Source organism: Pseudomonas sp. GL-B-19 (genome assembly GCF_019956415.1).
GTDB lineage: Bacteria > Pseudomonadota > Gammaproteobacteria > Pseudomonadales > Pseudomonadaceae > Aquipseudomonas.
Genome location: NZ_JAHBDK010000047.1, coordinates 20,184 through 43,111, shown reverse-complemented (window position 1 = coordinate 43,111; position 22,928 = coordinate 20,184). Strand labels below are relative to the sequence as shown.

20 protein-coding genes and 1 pseudogene are annotated in these 22,928 nt (G+C 58.7%); 7 read left to right on the top strand and 14 right to left on the bottom strand.

All coding sequences use genetic code 11. The annotated features are described in order from the left end of the window. The 3 genes from KGB06_RS19390 to copC all read right to left on the bottom strand — a co-directional run. The coding region (locus KGB06_RS19390; protein WP_411741859.1) for an OprD family outer membrane porin at positions 1–457 on the bottom strand (457 nt) is incomplete at its 3' end. Between the two features lie 249 nt (positions 458–706). Continuing rightward, positions 707–1,567 carry a copper homeostasis membrane protein CopD gene (gene copD, locus KGB06_RS19385; protein ID WP_223518614.1) on the bottom strand — a complete coding sequence of 287 codons (861 nt, stop codon included), beginning with the start codon at positions 1,565–1,567 and terminating at the stop codon, positions 707–709. Positions 1,568–1,570: 3 nt separating this feature from the next. Continuing rightward, complete coding sequence (gene copC, locus KGB06_RS19380; RefSeq protein ID WP_223518612.1) at positions 1,571–1,933, bottom strand: copper homeostasis periplasmic binding protein CopC; 363 nt, start codon at positions 1,931–1,933, stop codon at positions 1,571–1,573. 139 nt (positions 1,934–2,072) lie between these two features. Here copC and KGB06_RS19375 point away from each other — a divergent pair, with 139 nt between their 5' ends. Further along, positions 2,073–2,693 (top strand): TetR/AcrR family transcriptional regulator, encoded by a 621-nt coding sequence (locus KGB06_RS19375; protein WP_223518611.1) that lies wholly within the window; start codon positions 2,073–2,075, stop codon positions 2,691–2,693. A gap of 113 nt (positions 2,694–2,806) precedes the next feature. Here KGB06_RS19375 and preA read toward each other — a convergent pair whose 3' ends face one another. From preA to hydA, 3 genes are all read right to left on the bottom strand, one after another. Further along, the gene (gene preA / locus KGB06_RS19370) at positions 2,807–4,081 is read right to left on the bottom strand and encodes an NAD-dependent dihydropyrimidine dehydrogenase subunit PreA (protein ID WP_223518608.1); all 1,275 of its coding nucleotides are present in this window, start codon (positions 4,079–4,081) and stop codon (positions 2,807–2,809) included. After that, entirely contained in the window at positions 4,082–5,449 is a 1,368-nt protein-coding gene (locus KGB06_RS19365) for an NAD(P)-dependent oxidoreductase (protein WP_223518607.1), read from the bottom strand. Positions 5,450–5,602: 153 nt separating this feature from the next. Further along, positions 5,603–7,042, bottom strand: a complete 1,440-nt coding sequence (gene hydA, locus KGB06_RS19360; RefSeq protein ID WP_223518605.1) for a dihydropyrimidinase — start codon at positions 7,040–7,042, stop codon at positions 5,603–5,605. 542 nt (positions 7,043–7,584) lie between these two features. Between hydA and KGB06_RS19355 the strand changes: the two genes are divergently transcribed. From KGB06_RS19355 to KGB06_RS19335, 5 genes and pseudogenes are all read left to right on the top strand, one after another. After that, the gene (locus tag KGB06_RS19355) at positions 7,585–9,069 is read left to right on the top strand and encodes an NCS1 family nucleobase:cation symporter-1 (RefSeq protein ID WP_223518603.1); all 1,485 of its coding nucleotides are present in this window, start codon (positions 7,585–7,587) and stop codon (positions 9,067–9,069) included. Positions 9,070–9,210: 141 nt separating this feature from the next. Next, on the top strand, positions 9,211–10,497 hold the full coding sequence (locus tag KGB06_RS19350; RefSeq protein WP_223518601.1) for a Zn-dependent hydrolase: 1,287 nt from the start codon (positions 9,211–9,213) through the stop codon (positions 10,495–10,497). A 586-nt stretch (positions 10,498–11,083) separates the two neighbouring features. After that, positions 11,084–11,600: pseudogene (locus tag KGB06_RS19345) on the top strand (RNA polymerase subunit sigma-24); the annotation flags it as partial. 198 nt (positions 11,601–11,798) lie between these two features. After that, positions 11,799–13,274: a helix-turn-helix transcriptional regulator gene (locus KGB06_RS19340; protein WP_223518599.1), complete on the top strand. Its 1,476-nt coding sequence runs from the start codon at positions 11,799–11,801 to the stop codon at positions 13,272–13,274. A gap of 201 nt (positions 13,275–13,475) precedes the next feature. Beyond that, positions 13,476–13,724 (top strand): DUF1652 domain-containing protein, encoded by a 249-nt coding sequence (locus KGB06_RS19335; RefSeq protein ID WP_223518598.1) that lies wholly within the window; start codon positions 13,476–13,478, stop codon positions 13,722–13,724. A gap of 540 nt (positions 13,725–14,264) precedes the next feature. Here the strand turns inward: KGB06_RS19335 and KGB06_RS19330 are convergent. Both KGB06_RS19330 and KGB06_RS19325 read right to left on the bottom strand, forming a co-directional pair. Further along, entirely contained in the window at positions 14,265–15,032 is a 768-nt protein-coding gene (locus KGB06_RS19330; RefSeq protein WP_223518596.1) for an SDR family oxidoreductase, read from the bottom strand. Between the two features lie 62 nt (positions 15,033–15,094). Further along, the gene (locus KGB06_RS19325) at positions 15,095–16,162 is read right to left on the bottom strand and encodes a phosphotransferase family protein (RefSeq protein ID WP_223518593.1); all 1,068 of its coding nucleotides are present in this window, start codon (positions 16,160–16,162) and stop codon (positions 15,095–15,097) included. A 191-nt stretch (positions 16,163–16,353) separates the two neighbouring features. On the opposite strand from KGB06_RS19325, the gene KGB06_RS19320 reads away from it, so the two are divergent. Beyond that, positions 16,354–16,749 carry a DUF4280 domain-containing protein gene (locus KGB06_RS19320; protein ID WP_223518592.1) on the top strand — a complete coding sequence of 132 codons (396 nt, stop codon included), beginning with the start codon at positions 16,354–16,356 and terminating at the stop codon, positions 16,747–16,749. Between the two features lie 188 nt (positions 16,750–16,937). Here KGB06_RS19320 and KGB06_RS19315 read toward each other — a convergent pair whose 3' ends face one another. The 6 genes from KGB06_RS19315 to tssH are packed head-to-tail and all read right to left on the bottom strand — an operon-like array spanning position 16,938 to position 22,928. Continuing rightward, positions 16,938–17,480 carry a toxin-antitoxin system YwqK family antitoxin gene (locus tag KGB06_RS19315; protein WP_223518590.1) on the bottom strand — a complete coding sequence of 181 codons (543 nt, stop codon included), beginning with the start codon at positions 17,478–17,480 and terminating at the stop codon, positions 16,938–16,940. Between the two features lie 12 nt (positions 17,481–17,492). After that, the gene (tssI, locus tag KGB06_RS19310) at positions 17,493–19,502 is read right to left on the bottom strand and encodes a type VI secretion system tip protein VgrG (protein WP_223518588.1); all 2,010 of its coding nucleotides are present in this window, start codon (positions 19,500–19,502) and stop codon (positions 17,493–17,495) included. Between the two features lie 45 nt (positions 19,503–19,547). After that, entirely contained in the window at positions 19,548–19,799 is a 252-nt protein-coding gene (locus tag KGB06_RS19305; RefSeq protein WP_223518586.1) for a DUF2283 domain-containing protein, read from the bottom strand. A gap of 55 nt (positions 19,800–19,854) precedes the next feature. After that, entirely contained in the window at positions 19,855–20,160 is a 306-nt protein-coding gene (locus KGB06_RS19300) for a DUF4258 domain-containing protein (protein ID WP_223518585.1), read from the bottom strand. A 16-nt stretch (positions 20,161–20,176) separates the two neighbouring features. Next, a complete protein-coding gene (locus tag KGB06_RS19295) occupies positions 20,177–20,341 on the bottom strand; it encodes a hypothetical protein (RefSeq protein ID WP_223518583.1) in 165 nt (54 codons plus the stop codon). 43 nt (positions 20,342–20,384) lie between these two features. Continuing rightward, on the bottom strand, positions 20,385–22,928 hold the full coding sequence (gene tssH / locus KGB06_RS19290; protein WP_223518582.1) for a type VI secretion system ATPase TssH: 2,544 nt from the start codon (positions 22,926–22,928) through the stop codon (positions 20,385–20,387).

Here is a 22,928-nt window from a genome sequence, read left to right as displayed (position 1 = left end):
TCCACTCGCCGACCTTCACTTCGGTTTTACTCACTTTCATCTTCCCGGCCACCGCCAGACGACCAAAGTCATCGACTGGGCGACCGTCGCTGCCAATCGGCAGCAGCTGGGTGCCGCCCGTGCCTTTGCCGCCATCGAGCTTGACCGACAACAGTCCCAGCATATCCGCGCCGAACCCCACCGGGCCTTGGGTGAAACCGGACTTGGCGTCGAAAATGAAGCTCTGCGTCCACTCCTCGGCCTTGCTCTGCGGGTAAGCCGGGTTGGTGAAGTTGCGGTTGATGTAGAAGTTACGCAGGTTGAGCGTGGCCTTGGCGTCGTCGGTGAACCCTTCGGCATGGCTGATCATCGGCAGGGCAAGGGCCAGGCCGCCGCAACCAATGAGGCTCAGGGTATGACGGCGTTTGAACATTGGACGTGGGGTGTGGGCGGACGAATTGCGGACGAGCTTGCTCACTGTGACGCTCCCTTGCTTCTTGTTGTTTTTATTTGTCATACGTCGTCGTACAACATGTGCGGCGATTATTTGCGAGGGTCTGAGGGCTTGTCAATCAGAAGTTATACGATGACTTGTCGCTGCCAGTGCGGCTGTCGAAGAAACCTGTGGGAGCGAGCCTGCTCGCGATAGCGGACTGTCAGTCGACAACAATGTCAGATGTGGGATTGCAATCGCGAGCAGGCTCGCTCCCACAGGGGAATTGGGTCGTCAGGCCGAAATCATGGGGGGCATGGTGCCCAGGAGGGAAACTGCTGCCACCGCGCCAATCCCCAGCATCCATTCGAGAATCACGCTGGTTTTCAGTGTCGACAGACGCTGTTCGCAGTGGTTTATGCGCAGGCGATTGAACAGTGCCAGGCCCAACATCGCTGCAATCAGCGCAACCTTGATCAACAGAATCAGCGCGAAACCGCTGAACAATGGCGTCGGCCAAAACACCCCGGTGAGGACCCGAACGTTGATCATCCCGGTGATCAGCAACCCCGCCACCAAGGCGTAACCGACACCACTGAAACGCTGCAGTATCGCTTTGATGGGCTGCTCTGCCGATTGGCGCAAGATCATCACCAACAGCATCAATCCGCCGAGCCAGGCGCCGACACAGGTCAGGTGCACGACTTGGTTGAGCATCAGCAATTGGCCGTTGAGTCCGTCCAGCATGGCGCCGTGACCGACCGGGGCGAGGGTCATCAGCAACAGGCTGGCGAGGCCGATTCGCAGGGGTTTGTGCGCACGCCACGGGCTCATCAGCAACGCCACCAGCAACGCATTGAGCAGCAAGTGCCAGCGCCAGACCTGACCGAAAAACGTATTACTCAGCACCAGGCGCAGCGTCGACGGATCAAATGCCGCTTCCCAGGCCCCGGCCATGCTCGCAGTGATCAGCAGCAACCAGGCAACGCCGCTGAGCAGCGCCACGGCCGCCAGCCAGCGGGCTGTCAGCGCCAGACGGCGATCGAGGTGTGCAGCGCTGCCGTTGAGCAGCAAGGGCCTGAACGCCCACGCCCCGAACAGCATCAACACCACCGTGAAATGCACAAAGCGACACAGCACCATCGCGCTGGTCATGAATTACTGGCCAACCTTGAAACCGTAGGCGCCTTCGCTTTTGTGGGTGTCGACGGACACCGCGTGCCATTCGACTTTATACGTACCCGCCGTCAGAGGCTCGGCAGGTGTGACGATCAGGGTTTTCTTGTCGCTGCCTTCGGTGGCAAGGTTCTTCACGGGTACAGGGGCCCCGTCCTTCGTGATCGTGACTTTGGTGAACGTCGCTTCAACGCCTTCAGAAAACTCCAGCCGCAGTTGCGCAGGTGCGCTCACGGTGCTGTCCGCCGCCGGGGTCTGGCTTTTCAGATGGGTGTGGGCCCATACCGACGAAGCGGCAAGCAGCGAGCCGAGGAGGGCAGCGGTGGTCAGGGCTTTATTGAGCATCGTGAATACCTTTGGGGCAGGTTCGAAGTGGCGCCAGTTTACCCGCCGAAAGCGTGGTGTACGAAGTTTCGTTTTAGCTTGTCGCCGCGACGTAGAGCCGGATGCTAGTCTTGGTCAACGCTGGTGTCAGGGAGCCCTCATGGGCAATCACAAGATCGGGATTCGTCGCAATAACGTCGAGAAAATTCTGCTCGGGGCGGAAAAGGTCTTCGCCGAAAAAGGCTTTGGCGGTACCGCCATGGCCGACATCGCCGCCGAGGTACAACTGCCTCGATCCAATCTGCATTACTACTTCAGCACCAAGACCGAGCTGTACAGTGCGGTGTTGTTTGATCTGCTGGAAGTCTGGAAGCAGGACGCGCTGTGCTTCGAGATGTTCGACGATCCGCGTGTAGTACTCAGCAGCTACATCCGCGCCAAGATGAACCACTCGCGCAGCCGGCCTTACGGCTCGAAAGTCTGGGCCAACGAAATCATCCATGGCGCACCGACCTTAGGCGCGGCGCTGGACGCCAGCCTGTATGACTGGGCGAAGATGAAAGAAGCGAAAATTCGCCAGTGGGTGGACGATAAACGCATCCTGCCGGTGGAGCCATCGAGCCTGCTGTACATGATCTGGGCGTCGACTCAGCACTACGCTGACTTTGATCATCAGGTGAACATTCTCAATGATCATCAGCCGCTGTCGGACATGCAGTTCGAGCGGGCGGTGCAGACGGTGACCAGTGTGATTTTGCGGGGGATCGGGTTGGAGCCCTGAACCTGTGGTGATGCTGCCGGCCCCATCGCGAGCAGGCTCACTCCTACCTTGGAACGCATTTCAACTGTAGGAGTGAGCCTGCTCGCGATGGGGCCAGTTCAGACACTAAAAACTCAGACCGCTACATGATACGGATTCCTCGGATCATGATTCCAATCCAGAAACGGCTTGCCCGTGTCCATCGGCACCATCTCGATACAGTCCTGCACCGGGCAGGTGATCTGGCACAAATTGCAGCCCACGCACTCATCTTCAATCACTGAATATTTATGCGTCCCGTCCGCCTGCTTCAGGCTGGCAATCGCCTGGTGCGAGGTATCCTCGCAAGCGATGTGGCAGCGCCCACAACCAATACACGCCTCCTGATCAATCTTCGCGATCACCTGATAGTTGATGTCGAGGTACTTCCAGTCCGTGGTGTTGCTCACCGCGCGCCCGGAAAACTCGGACACACTGGCGTAGCCCTGACTGTCCATCCAGCGTGACAAACCGTCCTTCATCTCCTCGACGATCCTGAAACCATGCAGCATCGCCGCCGTGCACACCTGCACCGAGCCGCTGCCCAACGCAATAAACTCCGCCGCGTCGCGCCAGCTGCCAATGCCGCCAATGCCAGAGATCGGCAGACCTTGGGTCTGCGGATCACGGGCGATTTCGGCGACCATGTTCAGCGCAATCGGCTTCACCGCCGAACCGCAATAACCGCCATGGGTGCTTTGGCTGCCCACAATCGGGTTGGCGACCATGCGCTCCAGGTTGACGCTGGTGATCGAGTTGATCGTGTTGATCAGCGACACCGCATCCGCTCCCCCGCGATGGGCCGCCCGGGCGGCGACGCGGATGTCGGTGATGTTCGGCGTGAGCTTGACGATCACTGGCAGCGAACAATAAGTCTTGCACCAGCGGGTGACCTGTTCGACGTACTCCGGCACCTGGCCGACCGCCGCGCCCATGCCCCGTTCCGGCATGCCGTGGGGACAGCCGAAATTCAGTTCGATGCCGTCGGCGCCGGTGGCTTCCACCAGCGGCAGGATGAACTTCCACGACTCTTCGACGCAGGGCACCATCAGCGACACGATCAGCGCGCGGTCCGGCCAGTCCTTTTTCACCTGGGTGATTTCCCGCAGATTGATTTCCAGCGAGCGGTCGGTGATCAGCTCGATATTGTTGAAACCCACCACCTCACGGTTGGCGCCGAAATGCGCCGAGTAGCGCGACGACACGTTAACCGCCGCCGGGTCTTCACCCAGGGTTTTCCAGACCACGCCACCCCAGCCAGCCTCGAAGGCGCGGACCACGTTGTAAGCCTTATCGGTCGGTGGTGCAGAAGCCAACCAGAACGGATTAGGCGCTTTGATGCCGGCGAAAACAATCGAGAGATCGGCCATTTACGCAGCCTCCACGTTGAGCATCAGTTGAGCGTTGATGGCCTCGGCGGCGCGTTTGCCGTGTTGCACGGCTTGCACGGTGAGGTCCTGATCGAGGCTGGTGCAGTCGCCACCGGCATACACGCCGGGGATGCTGGTGCGCAGTTGTTCGTCGACCTGAATCCGTTCGCCCTGACGCTTGAGTTCACGGGCCAGCGGGTCGGCGAGGGCGCTGCCATCAAAGGCTTGGCCGATGGCTTTGAAAATGGCGTCGGCGGCCAGTTCGAAAGTGTGCCCGGTGGTTTGCAGGCGACCGTCGACGAGATGCGTGCGGGCGAAGCGCATGCCGCGCACCTTGCCTTGGTCATCGAGCAGCACCTCTTCCGGCTGCGCCCACGTCAGCAAGCGCACCTGATTGGCCTTGGCGATGTCCTGTTCGTGACCGGTGGCGCCCATGTCTTCAACGCCACGGCGGTACACCAGATTCACATCACGAGCGCCGAGGCGGGCCATTTGCACGGCCATGTCGATGGCGGTGTTGCCGGCGCCGAGGACGATGCAATGATCCGCCAGTGGCAGTTGAGTCAGGTCATCGGCCTGGCGCAGTTCGCGAATGTAATCGGTGGCGGCGAGCAGGCCGGGCGCGTCTTCGTGGGCCAGGCCGAGTTGTTTGCTGGCATTCAGGCCGAGGCCGAGAAACACCGCGTCGAATTGCTGGTGCAAGTCGCTGAGGGTCAGGTTGTCGCCGAGTTTTTGCCCGTGGCGGATTTCAATGCCGCCAATTTGCAGCAGGAACTCCAGTTCCTTTTGCGCGTAATCGTCCACCAGTTTGTACTTGGCGATTCCGTATTCATTGAGGCCGCCGGCCTTTTCCCGGGCTTCGAAAATCACCACGTCGTGGCCGTGCATGGCGCTGCGATGAGCGCAGGACAAACCGGCCGGGCCGGCACCGACCACGGCGATGCGCTTGCCGGTTGATGCTGCACGGGGGAAGGGGTGTTCACTGAAGTGTGCGTTGTCTACGGCGTACCGTTGCAGCAAGCCGATCAAGACCGGTGCGCACTCATGGTCGTTGTTGCGCACGCAGGCTTGCTGGCAGAGGATTTCCGTCGGGCAAACCCTCGCGCAACTGCCGCCAAGGATGTTCGCCGAGAGGATTTTCTGCGCGGCGCCCTGAACGTTGTCCTGATGGATATTGCGGATGAACGACGGAATATCAATCTCACTGGGGCAGGCGTTTACGCAGGGCGCGTCGTAGCAGTACAGACAGCGCGAGGCTTCCAGATGGGCCTGACGGTCGTTCAGCGGCGGCGCCAAGTCAGTGAAATGGCCGGCGAGGGCGGCAGCATTCTCGTAAGGATGGGGGAGGTGGTTCAGGGTCTTTATCACGGTAGTGGCCTCACGGTGATGGAGGTGCTGCCTCTGTCGGGCATTGGTTTTGTGTTGTCGCTGCCGGCCTCTTCGCGAGCAGGCTCGCTCCCACAGGGGAATGCATTTCAAATGTGGGAGCGAGCCTGCTCGCGAAGGCCGCAGGCCTCGATCTCAGCGGTTCACAGATTTTGGCTGGTGCTGTGCAGCCCGCTTACTCAGCAAGTCAAACACCGCCGGATACGCCGGCCGTTCGACATACCGCCCCGCGCCACGCTCGGCACGCAAGTCGCCATCGGCCCATACCACGCGGCCCTGGCTGACGGTGTGGCTCGGCACACCGCGCACGGTCTTGCCTTCAAAGATGTTGAAGTCGACCTGCTGGTGATGGGTCTTCGCTGAAATGGTTCGAGTGCCCTCTGGATCCCACAGCACCAGGTCCGCATCGGCTCCAACCCGAATCGCCCCTTTGCGCGGGTAGAGGTTGAAGATCTTCGCGGTGTTGGTGGAGGTCAGCGCCACGAAGTGCTGCATCGACAAACGCCCGGTGTTCACCCCTTCATCCCAGAGCACCGCCATGCGGTCTTCGATACCGGCGGTGCCATTGGGGATTTTGCTGAAGTCGTCGCGGCCAGCGGCTTTTTGCTCGGCGCAGAAGCAGCAGTGGTCAGTCGCAGTGGTGTGCAGGTTGCCCGATTGCAGGCCGTGCCACAGGGCCTCTTGATGGCCGCGAGGACGGAAGGGGGGACTCATCACGTAACCGGCGGCGGTTTGCCAATCCGGGTGTTGATAGACGCTGTCATCCAGCAGCAAATGCCCGGCCAGCACTTCGCCGTAGACTTGCTGGCCTTTGCTGCGGGCATAGGTGATTTCGTCGAGGGCTTCCTTGGTCGAGACATGCACCAGGTACAGCGGCGTGCCCAGTGTCTCGGCGATACGAATCGCCCGACTGGCCGCTTCGCCTTCAACCTGCGAAGGTCGCGACAGCGGATGCGCTTCCGGGCCGGTGATGCCTTGGGCCATCAATTTGCGTTGCAGGTGATAGACCAACTCGCCATTTTCGGCATGCACGGTCGGCACCGCACCCAACTCCAGACAACGCTCGAAACTCGCCACCAGCGTGTCGTCGGCCGCCATGATCGCGTTCTTGTAGGCCATGAAGTGCTTGAAGCTGTTAACCCCGTGATGGCTGACCAGCTCAGCCATTTCCTCGCGCACCTGTTCGCTCCACCAGGTAATCGCGACATGAAAGCCGTAGTCCGACGCTGACTTCTCGGCCCAGCCGCGCCACTGGTGAAACGCCTCCATCAGCGATTGCTGCGGATTGGGGATCACGAAGTCGATGATCGACGTGGTGCCACCGGCCAGCCCTGCTGCGGTGCCACTGAAAAAGTCTTCACTGGCCACGGTGCCCATGAAGGGCAGTTGCATGTGCGTGTGCGGGTCGATGCCGCCGGGCATCAGGTACTGGCCGCTGCCGTCGAGCACTTCGGCACCTGCCGGAACATCAAGATTATCGCCAATGGCTTTAATCACGCCGTCGGCGCAATAGACGTCGGCGCGATAACTTTCATCATGGGTAATAACGGTGGCGCCACGGATCAACAGAGACATTCCGAGTTCCTCGCAGGCAATGACCGGCTTATGCCGGTTCTAAGTGTTTTATCTAAAATCGCCGTCAACAGGCGTATTCCTGTCAACGCTGTCAGGAATTGAAGCTAGTCTGAGTTTATGAAATCAGCAAGAATATTTTTTATAAGCTTATGACTGATTTAACTAATTGATTAATAACAAATTAAAGCGAAATTCACCAAAATGGTGAGGCTGCTCACCATTTTGACGCACTTGACAGGTTCGAAAAATAGACAAGATTTCCTATGTGAAATCAGCCGCTTGAGGATGGTCTATGGTTGATGCGCAACGTTTGAAAAAAGTGTGATGCACCAGATTGAGTCCTGATTATTCGGAGAACTTGCCTGGCATTCAGCCTGAGTGAACAGGCAGGTCGCCGAAGACTCACTGGATATATTAATGAAAACAGTTATTTGCAACGTTTTTATGGAACTGCCCGATGCGTAATCGGGGTGCCCGGCACGTTTATTGATGCCCCGGCTCCCGATGAGCAAAAAAATAATTCAAAGAACAGTGGAGCGGCCATGCAAAAGATCAGATCGCAAGTGACCGAGCGCGAAGGCTTGTTTGAGCTGGAAGCCGGCAGCGACGTCCTCGACAGTCCCCGTTACAACCACGACATCGCGCCGACCAAGGTGGCCGAACGAACCTGGAACAAATGGCACATCACCGCGTTGTGGGTCGGCATGGCGATTTGTGTGCCCACCTATACCCTCGGCGGCGTGCTGACCGCTTACTTCGGACTGACCGTCGGCGAAGCGTTGTTGGCGATTCTGTTTGCCAACATCATCGTGCTGATCCCTCTGACCCTGAACGCCTTCGCCGGCACCAAGTACGGCATTCCGTTTCCGGTGCTGCTGCGTTCATCCTTCGGCGTCCTCGGCTCCAACATTCCGTGCCTGATTCGCGCCGTGGTGGCGTGCGGCTGGTTTGGTATCCAGACGATGTTTGGCGGTCTGGCCATTCACCTATTCCTGGGTTCAGTGTTCGAGGGCTGGAAGTCGTTGGGCGGTACCGGTGAAGTCATCGGCTTCATGGTGTTCTGGGCGCTGAACCTGTGGGTAGTGATTCGCGGTGCCGAGTCGATCAAATGGCTGGAAACATTGTCTGCGCCGCTGCTGGTCGCGGTGGGCGCGGGCCTGCTGGTGTGGGCGATGCCGAATGTCTCGATGACTGAATTGCTGGCGATCCCGGCCAAGCGTCCCGAAGGCGCCGGCGTGGCCAGTTACTTCGCTGCCGGGCTGACCGCCATGGTCGGATTCTGGGCCACGTTGTCGCTGAACATTCCGGACTTCAGCCGCTATGCGAAAAGCCAGAAGGACCAGATTGTCGGGCAGATCATCGGCCTGCCGCTGACCATGTTCCTGTTTGCCTCCCTCGGCGTGGTCATGACCGCGGCGTCGGTGAAACTGGTCGGCGTGACGGTTTCCGATCCGGTCACGTTGATCGGGCATATCCAGAGCCCGGTCTGGGTTGCGCTGGCCATGGCGCTGATCATCATCGCCACGCTGTCCACCAACACCGCCGCCAATATTGTTTCACCCACCAATGACTTCCAGAACATCGCGCCCAAAGTGATCAATCGCACCACGGCGGTGATGCTCACCGGTCTGGTGGGACTGGCATTGATGGCCCATGAACTGCTGAAGAAACTTGGCTTGATCGTCTCGGACCTCAGCCTGGAAACCGTCTACTCCAACTGGCTGCTCGGTTATTCCAGCCTGCTCGGCCCGATCGCCGGGATCATGGTGGTGGACTATTTCCTGATCAAGAAGCAGCAACTGGATCTGGCCGGGCTCTATCGCGATGACGTTTATCCGGCCTGGAACTGGTTCGGGTTTATCGCGTTTGGTGTGCCGGTAGTGCTGACGTTACTGTCGCTGGGTAGCGATGCGTTCAGCTGGTTTTACAGCTACGGCTGGTTTACCGGCTCGGCGTTGGGTGGGGTGATTTATTACGGGTTGTGCTCGTTGCGGCCTAGCCCATCCGTCGAGAAATCTGCGGTGTAGCTGATGGCCTCATCGCTGGCAAGCCCGGCTCCTACAGATTCACAAACCCCCTGTAGGAGCCGGGCTTGCCCGCGAAGACGGCCTCAATAACACCAAAGTACTACTTGAAGAAACCTGGAACAACTGCCTGAGGAGATCACCATGAACGCTGCCGTAGACGTTCTGCAATCCACCCATCAGCACATCAACCGCGACCGCTTGTGGCAATCACTCATGGAGCTGGCCAAGCTCGGTGCCACGGTCAAGGGTGGCGTCTGCCGCCTGGCCCTGACGGACCTCGACCGCCAGGCTCGCGACATTTTCGTCAACTGGTGCGAAGACGCCGGTTGCACCGTCAGCGTCGACGCCGTCGGCAACATCTTTGCCCGCCGTCCGGGTCGCAACCCGAACCTGCCACCGGTCATGACCGGCAGCCACATCGACACCCAACCCACCGGCGGCAAGTTCGACGGTTGTTTCGGCGTACTGGCCGGCGTCGAAGTGCTGCGCACCCTCAATGATCTGAAAATTGAAACCGAAGCGCCACTCGAAGTAGTGGTCTGGACCAACGAAGAAGGCTCGCGCTTCGCCCCGTGCATGATGGGCTCTGGTGTCTTCGCGGAAAAATTCACCCTCGAAGAAACCCTCGCCAAAGTCGATGCCGAAGGCATCACCGTGGGCCAGGCGCTGAACGCCATCGGCTACGCCGGTCCGCGTCAGGTCAGTGGGCATGCGGTGGGCGCTTATTTTGAAGCACACATCGAGCAAGGTCCGATCCTTGAAGACGAACACAAAACCATCGGCGTGGTGATGGGCGCGCTCGGCCAGAAATGGTTCGACCTCAAACTGCGTGGCGTCGAAGCCCACGCCGGCCCAACCCCGATGCACCTGCGCAAGGATGCCCTGGTCGGCGCCGCCGTAATCGTCGGTGCGGTCAACCGCGCCGCGCTGGGCCATCAACCCCACGCCTGCGGCACCGTCGGCTGCCTGCAAGCCTATCCCGGCTCACGCAACGTCATCCCCGGCGAAGTGCGCATGACCCTCGACTTCCGCCATCTGGAACCGGCACGCCTGGACTCGATGATCGCCGAAGTCCGTAAAGTCATCGAAACCACCTGCGATGAACACGGCCTGACCTTCGAGCTCACACCGACGGCCGACTTCCCGCCGCTGTACTTCGACCAGGGCTGTGTCGAAGCGGTGCGCAACGCGGCCAAAGGCTTGGGCTTGTCGTACATGGACATCGTCAGCGGAGCAGGGCACGACGCGATCTTCCTCGCCGAACTCGGCCCGGCCGGAATGATATTCGTGCCGTGCGAAGGCGGCATCAGCCACAACGAAATCGAAAACGCCGCGCCGGACGATCTGGCGGCCGGGTGTGCGGTGTTGTTGCGGGCGATGCTGGCGGCGTCGGCAGCGATTGCCAGTGGTCAATTGGCCCTGACTTAGAGAAGTTGAGTGTATTACGCCCGCTTCAAACCCTCACACGTTCTACACGAGCAGTGTGGGGTATCGGATTTCATCCCGTTGAGCCCTCCAGCTATGGGCGCGACGGGATGCGATCCGGGCAAGCCATGCCACTGGTTTCGTAATGTTGATGAAACAACTCCCTAGGCGATAGCTCGCACTTTATCGATCACTTTGCCGCTAGCATCAGTCTCGAATGAGACCTTTATGCCTCCACGGATAATGAGAGTCATGCTTGGGTGATCGTTCTGGAAGGCCCCATAATCTGCCGTCCACTCCTTCCCATTTGTGTCAATGATGACGAATTTATTGTTTTCGTCGAGGTAGTCTTTCACTGTACCTAGGGGTATGTCTTTCTCCTGAAAATGCGATTCATTCGTTGATAAAACTAAACAGCTGCTATCAAGTCGTCTACTGTAAAAAGTGACAGTTTTTCAGATGTTTTCGCTCTTTCTACAGATCTTTTAAATTGGCGGTCGTCGCGAAGGGGGCTCTGGCAGTTTGAATTGTGTGAATTGCGCAGAATCAATCAGCGCACGTCACAAACCCCACGCCTCAATCGTCTCCTGTTGAACCCCTTAAACATGTGCACAAGTCGCGGGACGATTATATCGGCACCTGGCTGCCGGAGCCGATCCACACCACCCACCAGGGTTCACCCGAGCATGCGCATGAACTGACCTCGGCGCCGGGCAAACCCGCTAAAAGCCAGAACCGGCAAATTGCTGAGCGCCTTCCACAGCGCCATTGCCAGCGGCTCGACCACGTCATTGACCGCAATGCTGAGCGAAGACGTCGAACTCTGCGCCGACAGCGGTGGCAAGGCCTCGGCCATCCGCGAAACATTGTCCGGCATGGCCTGCGTGCTGGATTTCATTGGTCAGTCGCTGCACGCCTATTGGCAGGCGTGCGAATGGCTGCCGATGGAGATCAATGGCGCTCAAGGCGTGATCATCAGGGCTGACGGGATCATCACGGCGTCGTTGACCTTTGGTTTTGAGGAAGCGGGGCGCGTAAGCCGGATTTTTATCATGCGTAATCCGGACAAGCTGGCGGGGCTGCGGGATTCGCTGGACATGCAGTAACCCGGCCCCGACTGACACCCCCCAAAACCTGTAGGAGTGAGCCTGCTCGCGATAGCGGTGGGTCAATCAACAATGATGTCGACTGACACTCCGCTATCGCGAGCAGGCTCACTCCTACAGGTTCTCTGCACGATCCCGACCCTGTGCGGTCGTACTCTTCACGGGGGCTAAAAGCCCCGTTGTACTTGCGGAGTACCCATGAGCCAGGACGTCCTGAGCACCGACACCAATCGTCGCCAGATGCAGCAGATTATTGCGGGTTTGTCCGACGGCGTGATTCTGCTGGAACTCGATCAGACGATCCTGTGGGCCAATGAAGCGGCACTGGCCATGCACGGTGTCGGGCAGCTGTGCGAACTGGGCGCCAATGCCAGGGAGTATGCCAAACGCTTCGCCTTGCGCTATCGCAACCATCACCCCGTACCGAAGGACAATTACCCGATCAGCCGCGTGGCCCGGGGCGAAACGTTCGGCGATATGCTGGTTGAAGTGACGCCTGCCGACGATGAAGAACGCACCTGGGTGCACCGGGTGCGCAGCATGGTACTGGCGGACAGCGCCGGTGAGCCGGAGTCGCTGGTGCTGATCATGGACGACGTCACCGAGTGGGCCAGCGCCGAGCAGCGTTTCGAAAAGACGTTCAACGCCAACCCGGCCCCGGCGGTGATCTGTCGCCTCAGCGATTTGCGTTACATCAAGGTCAACAGCGGTTTTCTGGAGATGACCGGTTATACCCGTGATCAGGTGATCGGCGTGTCGACGTATGAGCTGGATGTGCTGCATGGCGCGGAAAAAAAAGAGCTTGCGATTGAGCGACTGCGTGACCACGCCACGATTGCGCAGATGCAGGCTGAGTTGCAATTGCCTGAAGGGGACAGCAAGCAGGTGATCGTTGCCGGACAACCGCTGGAGTTAAACGAAGAAGACTGCATGCTGTTTTCGTTCGTCGACATGGAGCCTAGGCACAAAGCTGAAATCGCGCTACGCCAGAGCGAGGAGCGCTTTGCCAAGGCCTTTCGCCTGTCACCGGTGCCGACGCTGGTGTGCAGTGTCGAGGATCAAATGGTGCTCGATGCCAACGACGCCTTTCTCGACACCCTGGCGTATCCCAGTGAAGAAGTGCTCGGCAAAACGGTGGCGCAGATCGATTTCTTCGACGACTCGGGCGCGCGCACGCGCTTTTTTTCGGCACTGGAGGAGGCCGCAAGGCTGGACCGAGTCGATGTCAAAATCCGTAAAAAGAATGGTGAAATGATCGATTGCACGGTCTCGGCCGACACCGTGAACATTCAGGACAGTCCTTGCTATCTGCTGGTGTTGATGAACATCACCGAACGCAAACGCACCGAGCTTGAGCTGGTCGCGGCCATCGAAGAGGTGATGAAAGATGCCTCCTGGTTCAGCCGCACGCTGATCGAAAAACTGGCCAATGTGAAAAGCGTTAACGCACCGACGTTGCCCAGCGCGTCCTTCACCGATCTGACCGCCCGTGAGCGTGATGTGCTTGGCCTGATCTGCGAAGGGTTGGCCGACAAGGAAATCGCCGTGCGTCTGAAACTGGCGGCTAACACGGTACGCAATCACGTTTCGATGGTGTATTCCAAACTTGGCGTTCACAGCCGCAGCGAGGCGATTGTCTGGGCCCGTGAGCGTGGATTGTTCTCCCGGCACTAGAGTGCAAATGCACTAGTTCAGGCAGTGCAATTGGATGTATTGGTGCCAGACTTCAGCGACTAGGCTGTCAGTGTGCGAAACGAGTCTTTTGACCGCTTCGCGTCCACGACGACGAAACCGCTCAAGGAACCGCCACATGTGTCGCCCACTCATCACCGTTTCAATCGACGAGGTTGCCCGTCAGCCGGTGGGTGAATCGCAATGATTCACCTGGCGCAATTGCGGGCGTTGCTGGAGCAACACTTTTCTCCCTGCGCCTGTGAATGCAGTGTGTCGGGAGAAAATTCGGTGACGGTGAAGCTGTATCACCCGGCGTCGGGCGAGGTCGACCTGGTGGTCAGTGGATTGAAAGTGACGAGCCTCAATTCGCCGCAAGCGGTGGCGTCGTTAATCGAAGAGCTGCGTTACGAACTGCAGAGCAATAGGTTGCATCACCCCGGGGACGAGTAGGAACTGTCGTTTTTCGGGGTAAAAAACGGTCTGATACCTTAAATGCTGGCATTGACCGGTGACTGGGCTATAAGAAACGAGAAGGTAAAATTTTCTGTGACCGGTCCGCGGCTTCGCGGTGTTGTCGTCGTGTCGCGGAAAGCATCGATTACTTACCGCGGGTCAGACTATGAACAGTCTTGGAAAACGTGCTTTTTCGCCGCTGTCGCTCGCCTTCTGCGTTGCGATCCTCAGTGGTTGCTCCAGTCCACCGCCTCCGCCACCCCCTCTGCCACCCGTAGAAAAAACCTGCGAAACCCTGGACAACACCTCTGTGACAGGTGACGCGCAAGGAGAGGGTGAAGTGACTCGGGTCACCACGACCACTCGCTGCGTGACTCAATAACTCTGGCCGCTTGAAGCGTGGACGCGCCGTGTTGAACGTTATACCGGCAACCTGTTCGGTCGGCTCGACGGTGTCCGCCGCTCAATAAAATGCCAGTCAGCTTAACTGACTGGCATTAGCCCCACGGCTGCCTTTAGCTCACCTGGCGAATCGAATCAGGACAGGAAACCACCGTCCACATTCAACGAAATCCCAGTGGTGTAACTCGACGCATCACTCGCCAGATACAACACTGCGCCCGCCATTTCACTCGGATCGGCAACGCGCTTGAGCGGAATCTGCTGCAGCGCAGTCTTCAGAATCGCATCGTTTTTCACCAGCGCCGAGGCAAACTTGGTGTCGGTCAGGCCCGGCAGCAGGGCATTGCAGCGGATGCCGAATTGCGCGCACTCCTTGGCGAACACTTTGGTCATGTTGATCACTGCCGCCTTGGTGACCGAGTAGATGCCCTGGAAAACGCCCGGCGAGACGCCGTTGATCGAGGCGACGTTGATGATGCTGCCGCCACCGTTTTCGCGCATGATCTTGCCGGCTTCCACCGACATGAAGAAGTAGCCGCGGATGTTGACGTCGACGGTTTTCTGGAAGGCGCTCAGGTCGGTGTCCAGTACGTTGCAGAACTGTGGGTTGGTCGCTGCGTTGTTGACCAGAATGTCGAGGCGGCCGAACTGTTCCTTGATGCCAGCGAAGACCTGGCTGATCTGTTCCATTTCACCAATGTGGCAAGCGACTGCAGTGGCTTTGCCGCCGGCGGCGATGATCGCGTCGGCCACATGCTGGCAACCGTCGAGCTTGCGGCTCGAGACGATGACGTGGGCGCCTTGCTGGGCCAGTAATTTGGCGATGGCTTCACCGATGCCGCGGCTGGCGCCGGAGACGAAAGCGATTTTGCCGTCGAGGTCGAACAACTGAGTCTTGGACATGGGATTCTCTTATAAAAAGTCTTGTTATAGGGGCCTGCTTTGCGATAAGCGCGCCGGGCGGATCAGAGGCTGGATTTCGATATGACTTGCAGGCTCATTTGCTCCAGCAGCTTGTTCATGTGAATGAACTGCGCGAAGCGTTTGTCCTGAGTCTGACCATGGAAGAAGCGGTAGTAGATCTGCTGCACGATGCCGGCCAGACGGAACAGGCCATAGGTGTAGTAGAAGTCGAAATTGTCGATCCGGATGCCCGCGCGTTCGGCGTAGTAATCGACGAATTCGCGGCGGGTCAGCATGCCTGGTGCGTGGCTGGGCTGGCGGCGCATTAGTTGCACCGGTGGCGGGTCGCCGGCTTCGATCCAGTAAGCGAGGGTGTTGCCCAGATCCATCAGCGGGTCGCCGAGGGTGGTCAGTTCCCAGTCCAATACGCCGATGATTTGCATCGGGTTTTGCGGGTCGAGGATCACGTTGTCGAAACGATAGTCGTTGTGGACAATGCTGGAAGTCGGGTGGTCGGCCGGCATTTTGTCGTTGAGCCAGGCCTTTACCGCTTCCCACTGCGGCGCATCCGGGGTCAGGGCTTTCTCGTAGCGGTCGCTCCAGCCTTTGATTTGCCGCGCGACATAACCTTCGGGCTTACCGAGGTCACCCAGGCCATAGGCGTTGTAGTCGACACGGTGCAGTTCAACGAACTTGTCGATGAAGCTTTTGCACAAGGCTTCGGTTTTCGCCGAATCCAGACCCAGTTCCGGCGGCAGTTCGGAACGCAGGATGATCCCGTTGACCCGCTCCATCACATAGAACTCGGCGCCTATCACCGATTCGTCAGTGCAGTGCACGTAGGCTTTGGGGCAGTACGGAAAACCGTCCTTGAGTTGATTGAGAATGCGGAATTCACGGCCCATGTCATGGGCGGATTTGGCCTTGTGGCCAAACGGCGGCCGACGCAGAACGAATTCCTGCTCGGGGTATTCGAGCAGGTAAGTCAGATTCGACGCACCGCCCGGAAACTGGCTGATCTTTGGCAAACCACTCAGGCCCGCAATGTGCGCCTTGAGGTACGGATCGATCAGGCTGGCATCGAGTTCTTCGCCGGAGCGGATACGGGTGGACTGGTCAGTAAGCGCCATGCTTATCCCTTCTGCTTATTTTGGAGGCCAGACATCATTGACTAATCTAATGGTGAGGCGAGGGCGCCACAAGTGCGGCATGGTCTTATAGGTTAGCGTGTTGCTGGATAATCAACGTTCTTGATAGGCGAAAACAGTACCTGCGGGCTATGGTTCAGGGGATACGGTGCTTCCAGGAAGGAGCGTTGAAAATGGGTTGTCCGCAAGTCTGTGCCACCGCAACCCTGCAATGCAGTTTCGGCGCGGCGCCCGCCGTACTCAATGTGTTGCCGGTGAACCGAACCCTGACCGGGGGGCTACCGGCGGCAAACATCATGGACCACATCCCGCTGGTGAACATCATGCCCTTTGGCATGTGCATGAGCATGGCCAACCCGGTGGTCGCTGCTGCGACGGCGGCGGCGCTCGGGGTGTTGACGCCAATGCCCTGCATCCCGGCCACCGCCGCCCCGTGGATCCCCGGTGGTGCGCCGACGGTGTTGCTCGGCAACATGCCAGCCATCGATGCCAACAGCACCCTGATGTGTAATTGGGCCGGGGTGATAAAGATTGTGATGCCTGGACAAATGCAGATGCTGATTCCCTGACTCACACGATCAAACTGTGGGAGCGGGCTTGCTCGCGAAGGCGGTATGTCGGGTGGCATTGATGTTGAATGTGTCGGCCTCTTCGCGAGCAAGCCTGCTCCCACATTTGGATCTCCGTCGCCCACAAATACCACCCCTGTGGGAGCGAGCCTGCTCGCGATCAGGCCATGACATTCAACACAACAAGTTCAGACTTGCGCAGGATCACTCCAGCGCCTGAACCACCAGCGCACCCTCGAGATCGGCTTGCCCTCGGCGTCCAGCGGTCGTCCATCGGCGGCGAAGCCCTGTTCCGGTTCCAGCAATTGACCGTTTAGATAACGGGCCTCGACGGCGGGTTTACCGTTGGGATGAAAGCGCTGATACCGGCCCTCGCGCACGCCGTCGCGGTAGAACTCTGCCTCGGACAGTTGCCCATCGGGAAAGTAATTGAACGCCTCGCCATGCAGCAGCCCTCGGCGGTAAGTCGCCTTGCGCTGTAGCCAGCCTTGCGGCGCATAGAAACTGGCGATCCCCTGCAGCTTGTCATGAACAAACGGCAGCTGCGCCGAGACCTTGCCGTTAGGGTGATAGAGCAGGGTAGTACCTTGCAGCTCGCCCTGGCTGTAGTGCAAATCAGCCTGCGCGCGACCGTCATCCTTGATGTGCAACGCACCGTCGAGCTGGCCATCCAACAAGCGACCTTTAAGGTGTTTATCGTTCTGCTGCAGGTCCAGCGGCGTGATGGCCATGGGTTCTCCTTGTCAGTTGACCTGCACAAGACCACCCTTGATGGTCAGCATGCCGCCGCCATCCACGGTCTGCGAAGCGGCGGCCTTGTTGGTCAGGCTGATCCCGGCATCGTTGGTCATTGTCGTGCCGGCCTTGTTTTCCAACGAGGTACCGGCCTGATTGCTCAGGGACGTACCGGCCTTTTGGCTGATCGAGGTACTGGCCTGTGCCGCCAGATCCGCGCCGCTCTTGATTGAGAAGCTGCCGCCACTTTGCAGGGTCAAGGTGCCGGTTACTTTTATGGTCAGATTGCCATCCACAGTCAGGCTGTAGTCACCGGTGACCTTGTGTTCGTAGTTACCGCCGGTGCTATGAGTCTGGTCGGCGCCGACCTTCACCGTACGGCTGTCTTTCACGTCGAGGCTGTCGCTGCCGGTCTGGATCGTCACGCTGCGTTTGCCTTTTTCCAGGGTCACGGTTTCGTCGCCTTCCTTCACCGTGCGCGTGCGGGCGTTCTGCACCGTCAGGGTTTCGTCGTGGCCGACAGTGGCGGTGGTGTCGTTGAGCACGTTGATCTTCAGATCTTTCTGTGCCTGGAGAAACACCTCTTCGGCGTCTTTCTTGTCCTCGAAGCGCAACTCGTTGAAACCGCCGCCGCCCTTGGACGATTGGGTCTTGATCCCGGACTGGGTCTGATTCGCCGGTAGCGCATAGGGCAGGGCGTTGTCGCCGTTGTAGACGCAACCGGTCACCAGCGGCCGATCCGGATCGCCATCGATAAAGGTCACGATCACTTCCTGACCGATGCGCGGGATGAACTGCATCCCAAACCCTTTGCCGCTCCAGGGCAATACCACCCGGACCCAACAGGAACTGGTTTCATCGTTCTTGCCGTCGCGATCCCACGGGAACTGCAACTTTATGCGGCCGTATTCGTCGGTCCAGATTTCTTCGCCAGCCTTACCGACAACGATGGCGGTCTGAGTGTGCATTCGCGGTTTTGGCGTGGTTCGCTGCGGCCGGAACGGTGTGGCTTTGGGGAACGCTTCGAAGCGATTCTGGTAGCCGTCGTGGCTGGCTTCGTGAGTGACCACTGTCACCACCCAATCAATATTCAGCGTCGCGTCATCATGACCGGCGAGGGTGAACCAATGCCCCGGCACCAGCCAGCGACAGTCACTTTCACCGACAAAGCGCTTCTCCTGACTGCGCAATCCATCGACTCGCTGCTTGGTTAACGAATCGCCCCGAGCCTTGGCGTTGTAGCTGCCGGGATGCTCGTACATCGACCGTGGCCCGGCGACTGCTTCAGCCTGGCTGTACAGCGACGTGGTCGGCGTGGTGAATTCGTAATCCGTCGCCCGATACACCCCGGCGACCGCTTGCATGCACACCTGGCCTGAGCGAATGCCGTGCAGTTCGCGCTCACCCATTTGCTGACCGAGATAATTGACTTTCGGCCCGTTGGGGATCGGCGGGAATGCATCGTTACTGTCCCCCAGCACCAGCGTGTGCTTGCCGTCTTCATGGGTGTAAAACCAGAAAATTCCGTCTTCTTCCAGAAGGCGCGAAACGAACGCAAAGTCGGTTTCGCCGTACTGCACGCAGTATTCTCGCGGGGTGTAGCTGCCGGTGAGTTTCAGCAGGAAGTCGGTGAATCCGTGGGCCTTGAAAATCGTGGTGACGATGTCTGAGGTGGCAAGGTTCTGGAAGACGCGGTTGTTGCTGGCCAACGTTAGCCACCATAACCATGGGCGCAGCATCAGTTGATAGCGCTCGGCGGTGGCATCGGCGGGGAGCTGGCTGATTTCAGCGACCAGCGCATCCATCGGGCGACTCAGGGTATCGTTGTGCAGGGTCGACGTGACGTGAGTGGCGATGGCGGTGGATAGCGTTAGTGAGGCGCCATCGTTGAGGCCGTTGAGGGTTTGCGAGCCCAATTTATTGAGCGCTTCTTCACCGGACAATGTCTCAGGGTAAAGTGCCGACAGCGAGGCGGCGGTGAGGGAAAGGGGCGTGTTGCTGTTGGTGGACCTGGGCATCGTGAGCCTATAAAGAACTTATGAAATAACAAAGCCGCAGGATATTTATTTGGACATCTTAGGGGTCGGCTTTTTGGCGCCACCTTTGGTTTTTTGCATGGCTTTCGCGTGGAATTCACTCCAGTTCAGGTTTTTCCATTGCGAAAGAAATATAACTTCTATGCCCACAACGCCTCCGTCTTTATCGTAGTCAGCAAGAACTCCTTCATCGATAGGCAGGGTGTAGGCTACCTTTTCTTTAGAGAACTTCATGTAGGCCGAATTGGAGTCCGGGTTGTTGGTGATTTGCGTTGTCATTATGTTTCCTCAGTGCTCTTCAAGTTATATCTGATTTGAATGGCTGTTGTTTATTTCAAGTCCACCAAACCGTCACTACGTGTGTGCCAGCAGCATCGGTAACTACGGAAACTGTAAAGCTATTTAAAACAACTTGATAATTAAAAAGGGGCATGTAGTTAGGCGCAAATAATTGTTGGCCCCAATAGTTTAGTACAGGCACGGCTATGGTGTTCTGGTATTGGTATGCGGCGCTGTAAAGCCTGGTGTTGTGTGCCTGCAAGACATAATTTCCATTGCCAACGGTCGCCTCCACAAAAGACGTGGTTATGCTTCTTTCATACATGCGATCAATGGCATGCTGTGAGTAGGTTAGCGGCATATTCTCCTCCTGAGTTTCAGTGTTTTCGTGAGGTTGTCGGATCAGCGCCTGGAAAATATGTTTTTATTCCACTACTCACTGCACCAACTTTCTCGTCACCTGCGTCATCCACATGAAAATAAGGGGATGGATATTTTTTCGCCTGCGTGAGCCATCCACGGCGCTTGATCATTAAATCCATCCCCTTTCTCATGGCCCTAAAAACGAAGTGGGTTGCATCCTCTTCACTCCAACACCCATTCCGCCAACTTCCCCGTCACCTGCGTCATCAACACATTCTCAACATCCCTTGCCCCAGCCGCGCTGCACTTGGCCAACACCGCCTGCACAATCCCTGCATCAAATTCGAATTGTTTCCCGGTTGCGGCCTTGTAGCGCCCGCGCAATTTCTCCAGCTTCGCCAGCACAATCCCTTCCAGCGTCGCCTCATCCAGCGGCCGATACGCCACCACCGTCATGCGTGCCAGAAACGCCGGGCGAAACGCTTGCAGCAGCACTTTGTGCAACGCTTCGTTGAAGGCGTCGGTGCCCAGTTGCGCGACCGGTGTGTCGAGCAACAATTCAGCACCGACGTTACTGGTGGCGAGCATCACAGTGTTTTTGAAGTCCACCACCAACCCGGTTCCGTCCTCCATGACGCCTTTGTCGAAGACGTTGTAGAAGGCTTCGAGCACATCCGGGTGGGCCTTTTCAATTTCGTCGAGCAGCACCACCGAATAAGGTTTACGCCGTACCGCTTCGGTGAGCACGCCACCGCTGCCGTAACCGACGTAGCCGGGCGGGGCGCCTTTGAGTTGGCTGACGGTGTGGGCTTCCTGGTATTCCGAGAGATTGATGCTGATCAGGTTGCGTTCGCCACCGTACAACGCGTCGGCCAGGGCGTAAGCGGTTTCGGTTTTACCGACGCCGGTGGGGCCGACCAGCAGGAATACGCCGACCGGTTTTTGCGGGTCGGTGAGGCCGGCGCGGTAGGCCTGTAAACGCTGGGCGATGGTGCCCAACGCAACGCTTTGTCCCATAACGCGCAACCCCATGCGTTGGCCGAGGGTGCGCACGGCGTGGGCTTCGTCGGCTAGCATCTTGCCGACCGGGATACCGGTCCATCCGGCAATGACGGCGGCGACGGTTTTGGTGTCAACCTGCTCTGGCACCAGAGGGTCATCCTGGCGAATGGCGTCGAGTCCGGCTTCCAGGCGCACCAGTTCGGCGGCCAGGTGATCGATGCGGCTGTCGGTGGCTTCGTCCGGTTTGTCGCTGTCAGCGCGTTCGCTCAAGGCGAGTAACTGGCGACGGGTTTCCAGCAGTTCACGCACGGCGACCCGCTCTTCGTTCCAGCGGGTTTCCAATTCGCGAATGGCCTGCACGTTGGCGACGGATTCGCTTTCCAGCAGGGTGATCCGTTCACGGTGATCGAGTCCGGTAGCTTGCTCCCGACGCAAGCGCTCGACCTCATCCTTGAGGCTGTTTTGCCGATGGCGCAGGCTTTCCAGCGGTGGTGGCACGTCGTGCTGGCCGAGGGCGACCCGGGCGCAGGCGGTGTCGAGCACGCTGATGGCCTTGTCCGGCAACTGGCGTCCGGAGATGTAGCGATGGGACAGTTTCACCGCTTCGTGGATGGCGGCGTCCAGCACTTGCACGCCGTGGTGCTGTTCGAGTTTGGCGGCGACGCCACGGAGCATTTCCACAGCAGTGGTTTCGTCTGGTTCCTCGACTTGTACCAACTGAAAACGCCGGGCGAGGGCCGGGTCTTTCTCGAAGTATTTTTTGTACTCAAGCCAGGTCGTTGCGGCCAGGGTGCGCAGTTCGCCACGGGCCAATGCCGGCTTGAGCAGATTGGCTGCGTCGCTGCCGCCTTCCGCGCCGCCAGCGCCAATCAGGGTGTGGGCTTCGTCGATAAACAGAATGATTGGCTTGTCGGCGCTACGCACCGCGTCAATCACGCCTTTGAGGCGCTGTTCGAACTCGCCTTTGACCCCAGCGCCTGCTTGCAACAAGCCGAGGTCGAGTACGCGCAGGCTGACTTCCTGCAAAGACGGTGGCACATCCCCGGCGGCGATGCGCAAGGCCAGCCCTTCGACTACAGCGGTCTTGCCCACGCCCGGCGCACCGACCAGGATCGGGTTGTTCTGCCGGCGGCGTAGCAGGATGTCGATGCACTGGCGGATCTCGCCGTCGCGGCCGACGATGGGATCGATACGTCCGGCATGGGCGTCGGCGGTCAGGTCCTGGGTGTATTGGTCCAGCACAGAATCCTGTTTTGGCGCGGAATGGCCCGCCGCTGAAGGACGCGTTCCACCGACGTGTTCGCGAGAGCTTTCGGTCCATTCCAGCAGGTTGCTGCGCAGCGCTTCCCGGGGGATTTTCAACAGCGACGAGGCACTGTTGAGGAGCAAACTGCGGCGCTCGTCGCGGTCGATCAAGGCCAGTAGCAACAGACCGGAACGGATACTGTCCAGCCCCAACACACTGGCGTGCACCACCGCGTCTTCGAGCAGGCCGATGGTTTGCGCCGAGAGCGCCGGGGTGCGGGTGCTGCCGGATTTGAACAACTCCAGGGCCTTGTTGATTTCCGCCATCAGGGCATCGCGCTCCAGGCCGAAGCGCGGCAGCAAATAAGCGAAGTCACCGCCTTCAATGTCCAGCAGCTCCAGCAGCAAATGTTCGATTTCAACGTAGTGATGACCTCGTTGCAGACAGCGTTGAGCCGCGCGTTCCAGGGCGCGGCGGTTGTCCGGATTGAGGCGTCCGATCAGGCTGGCCAGTTCCAT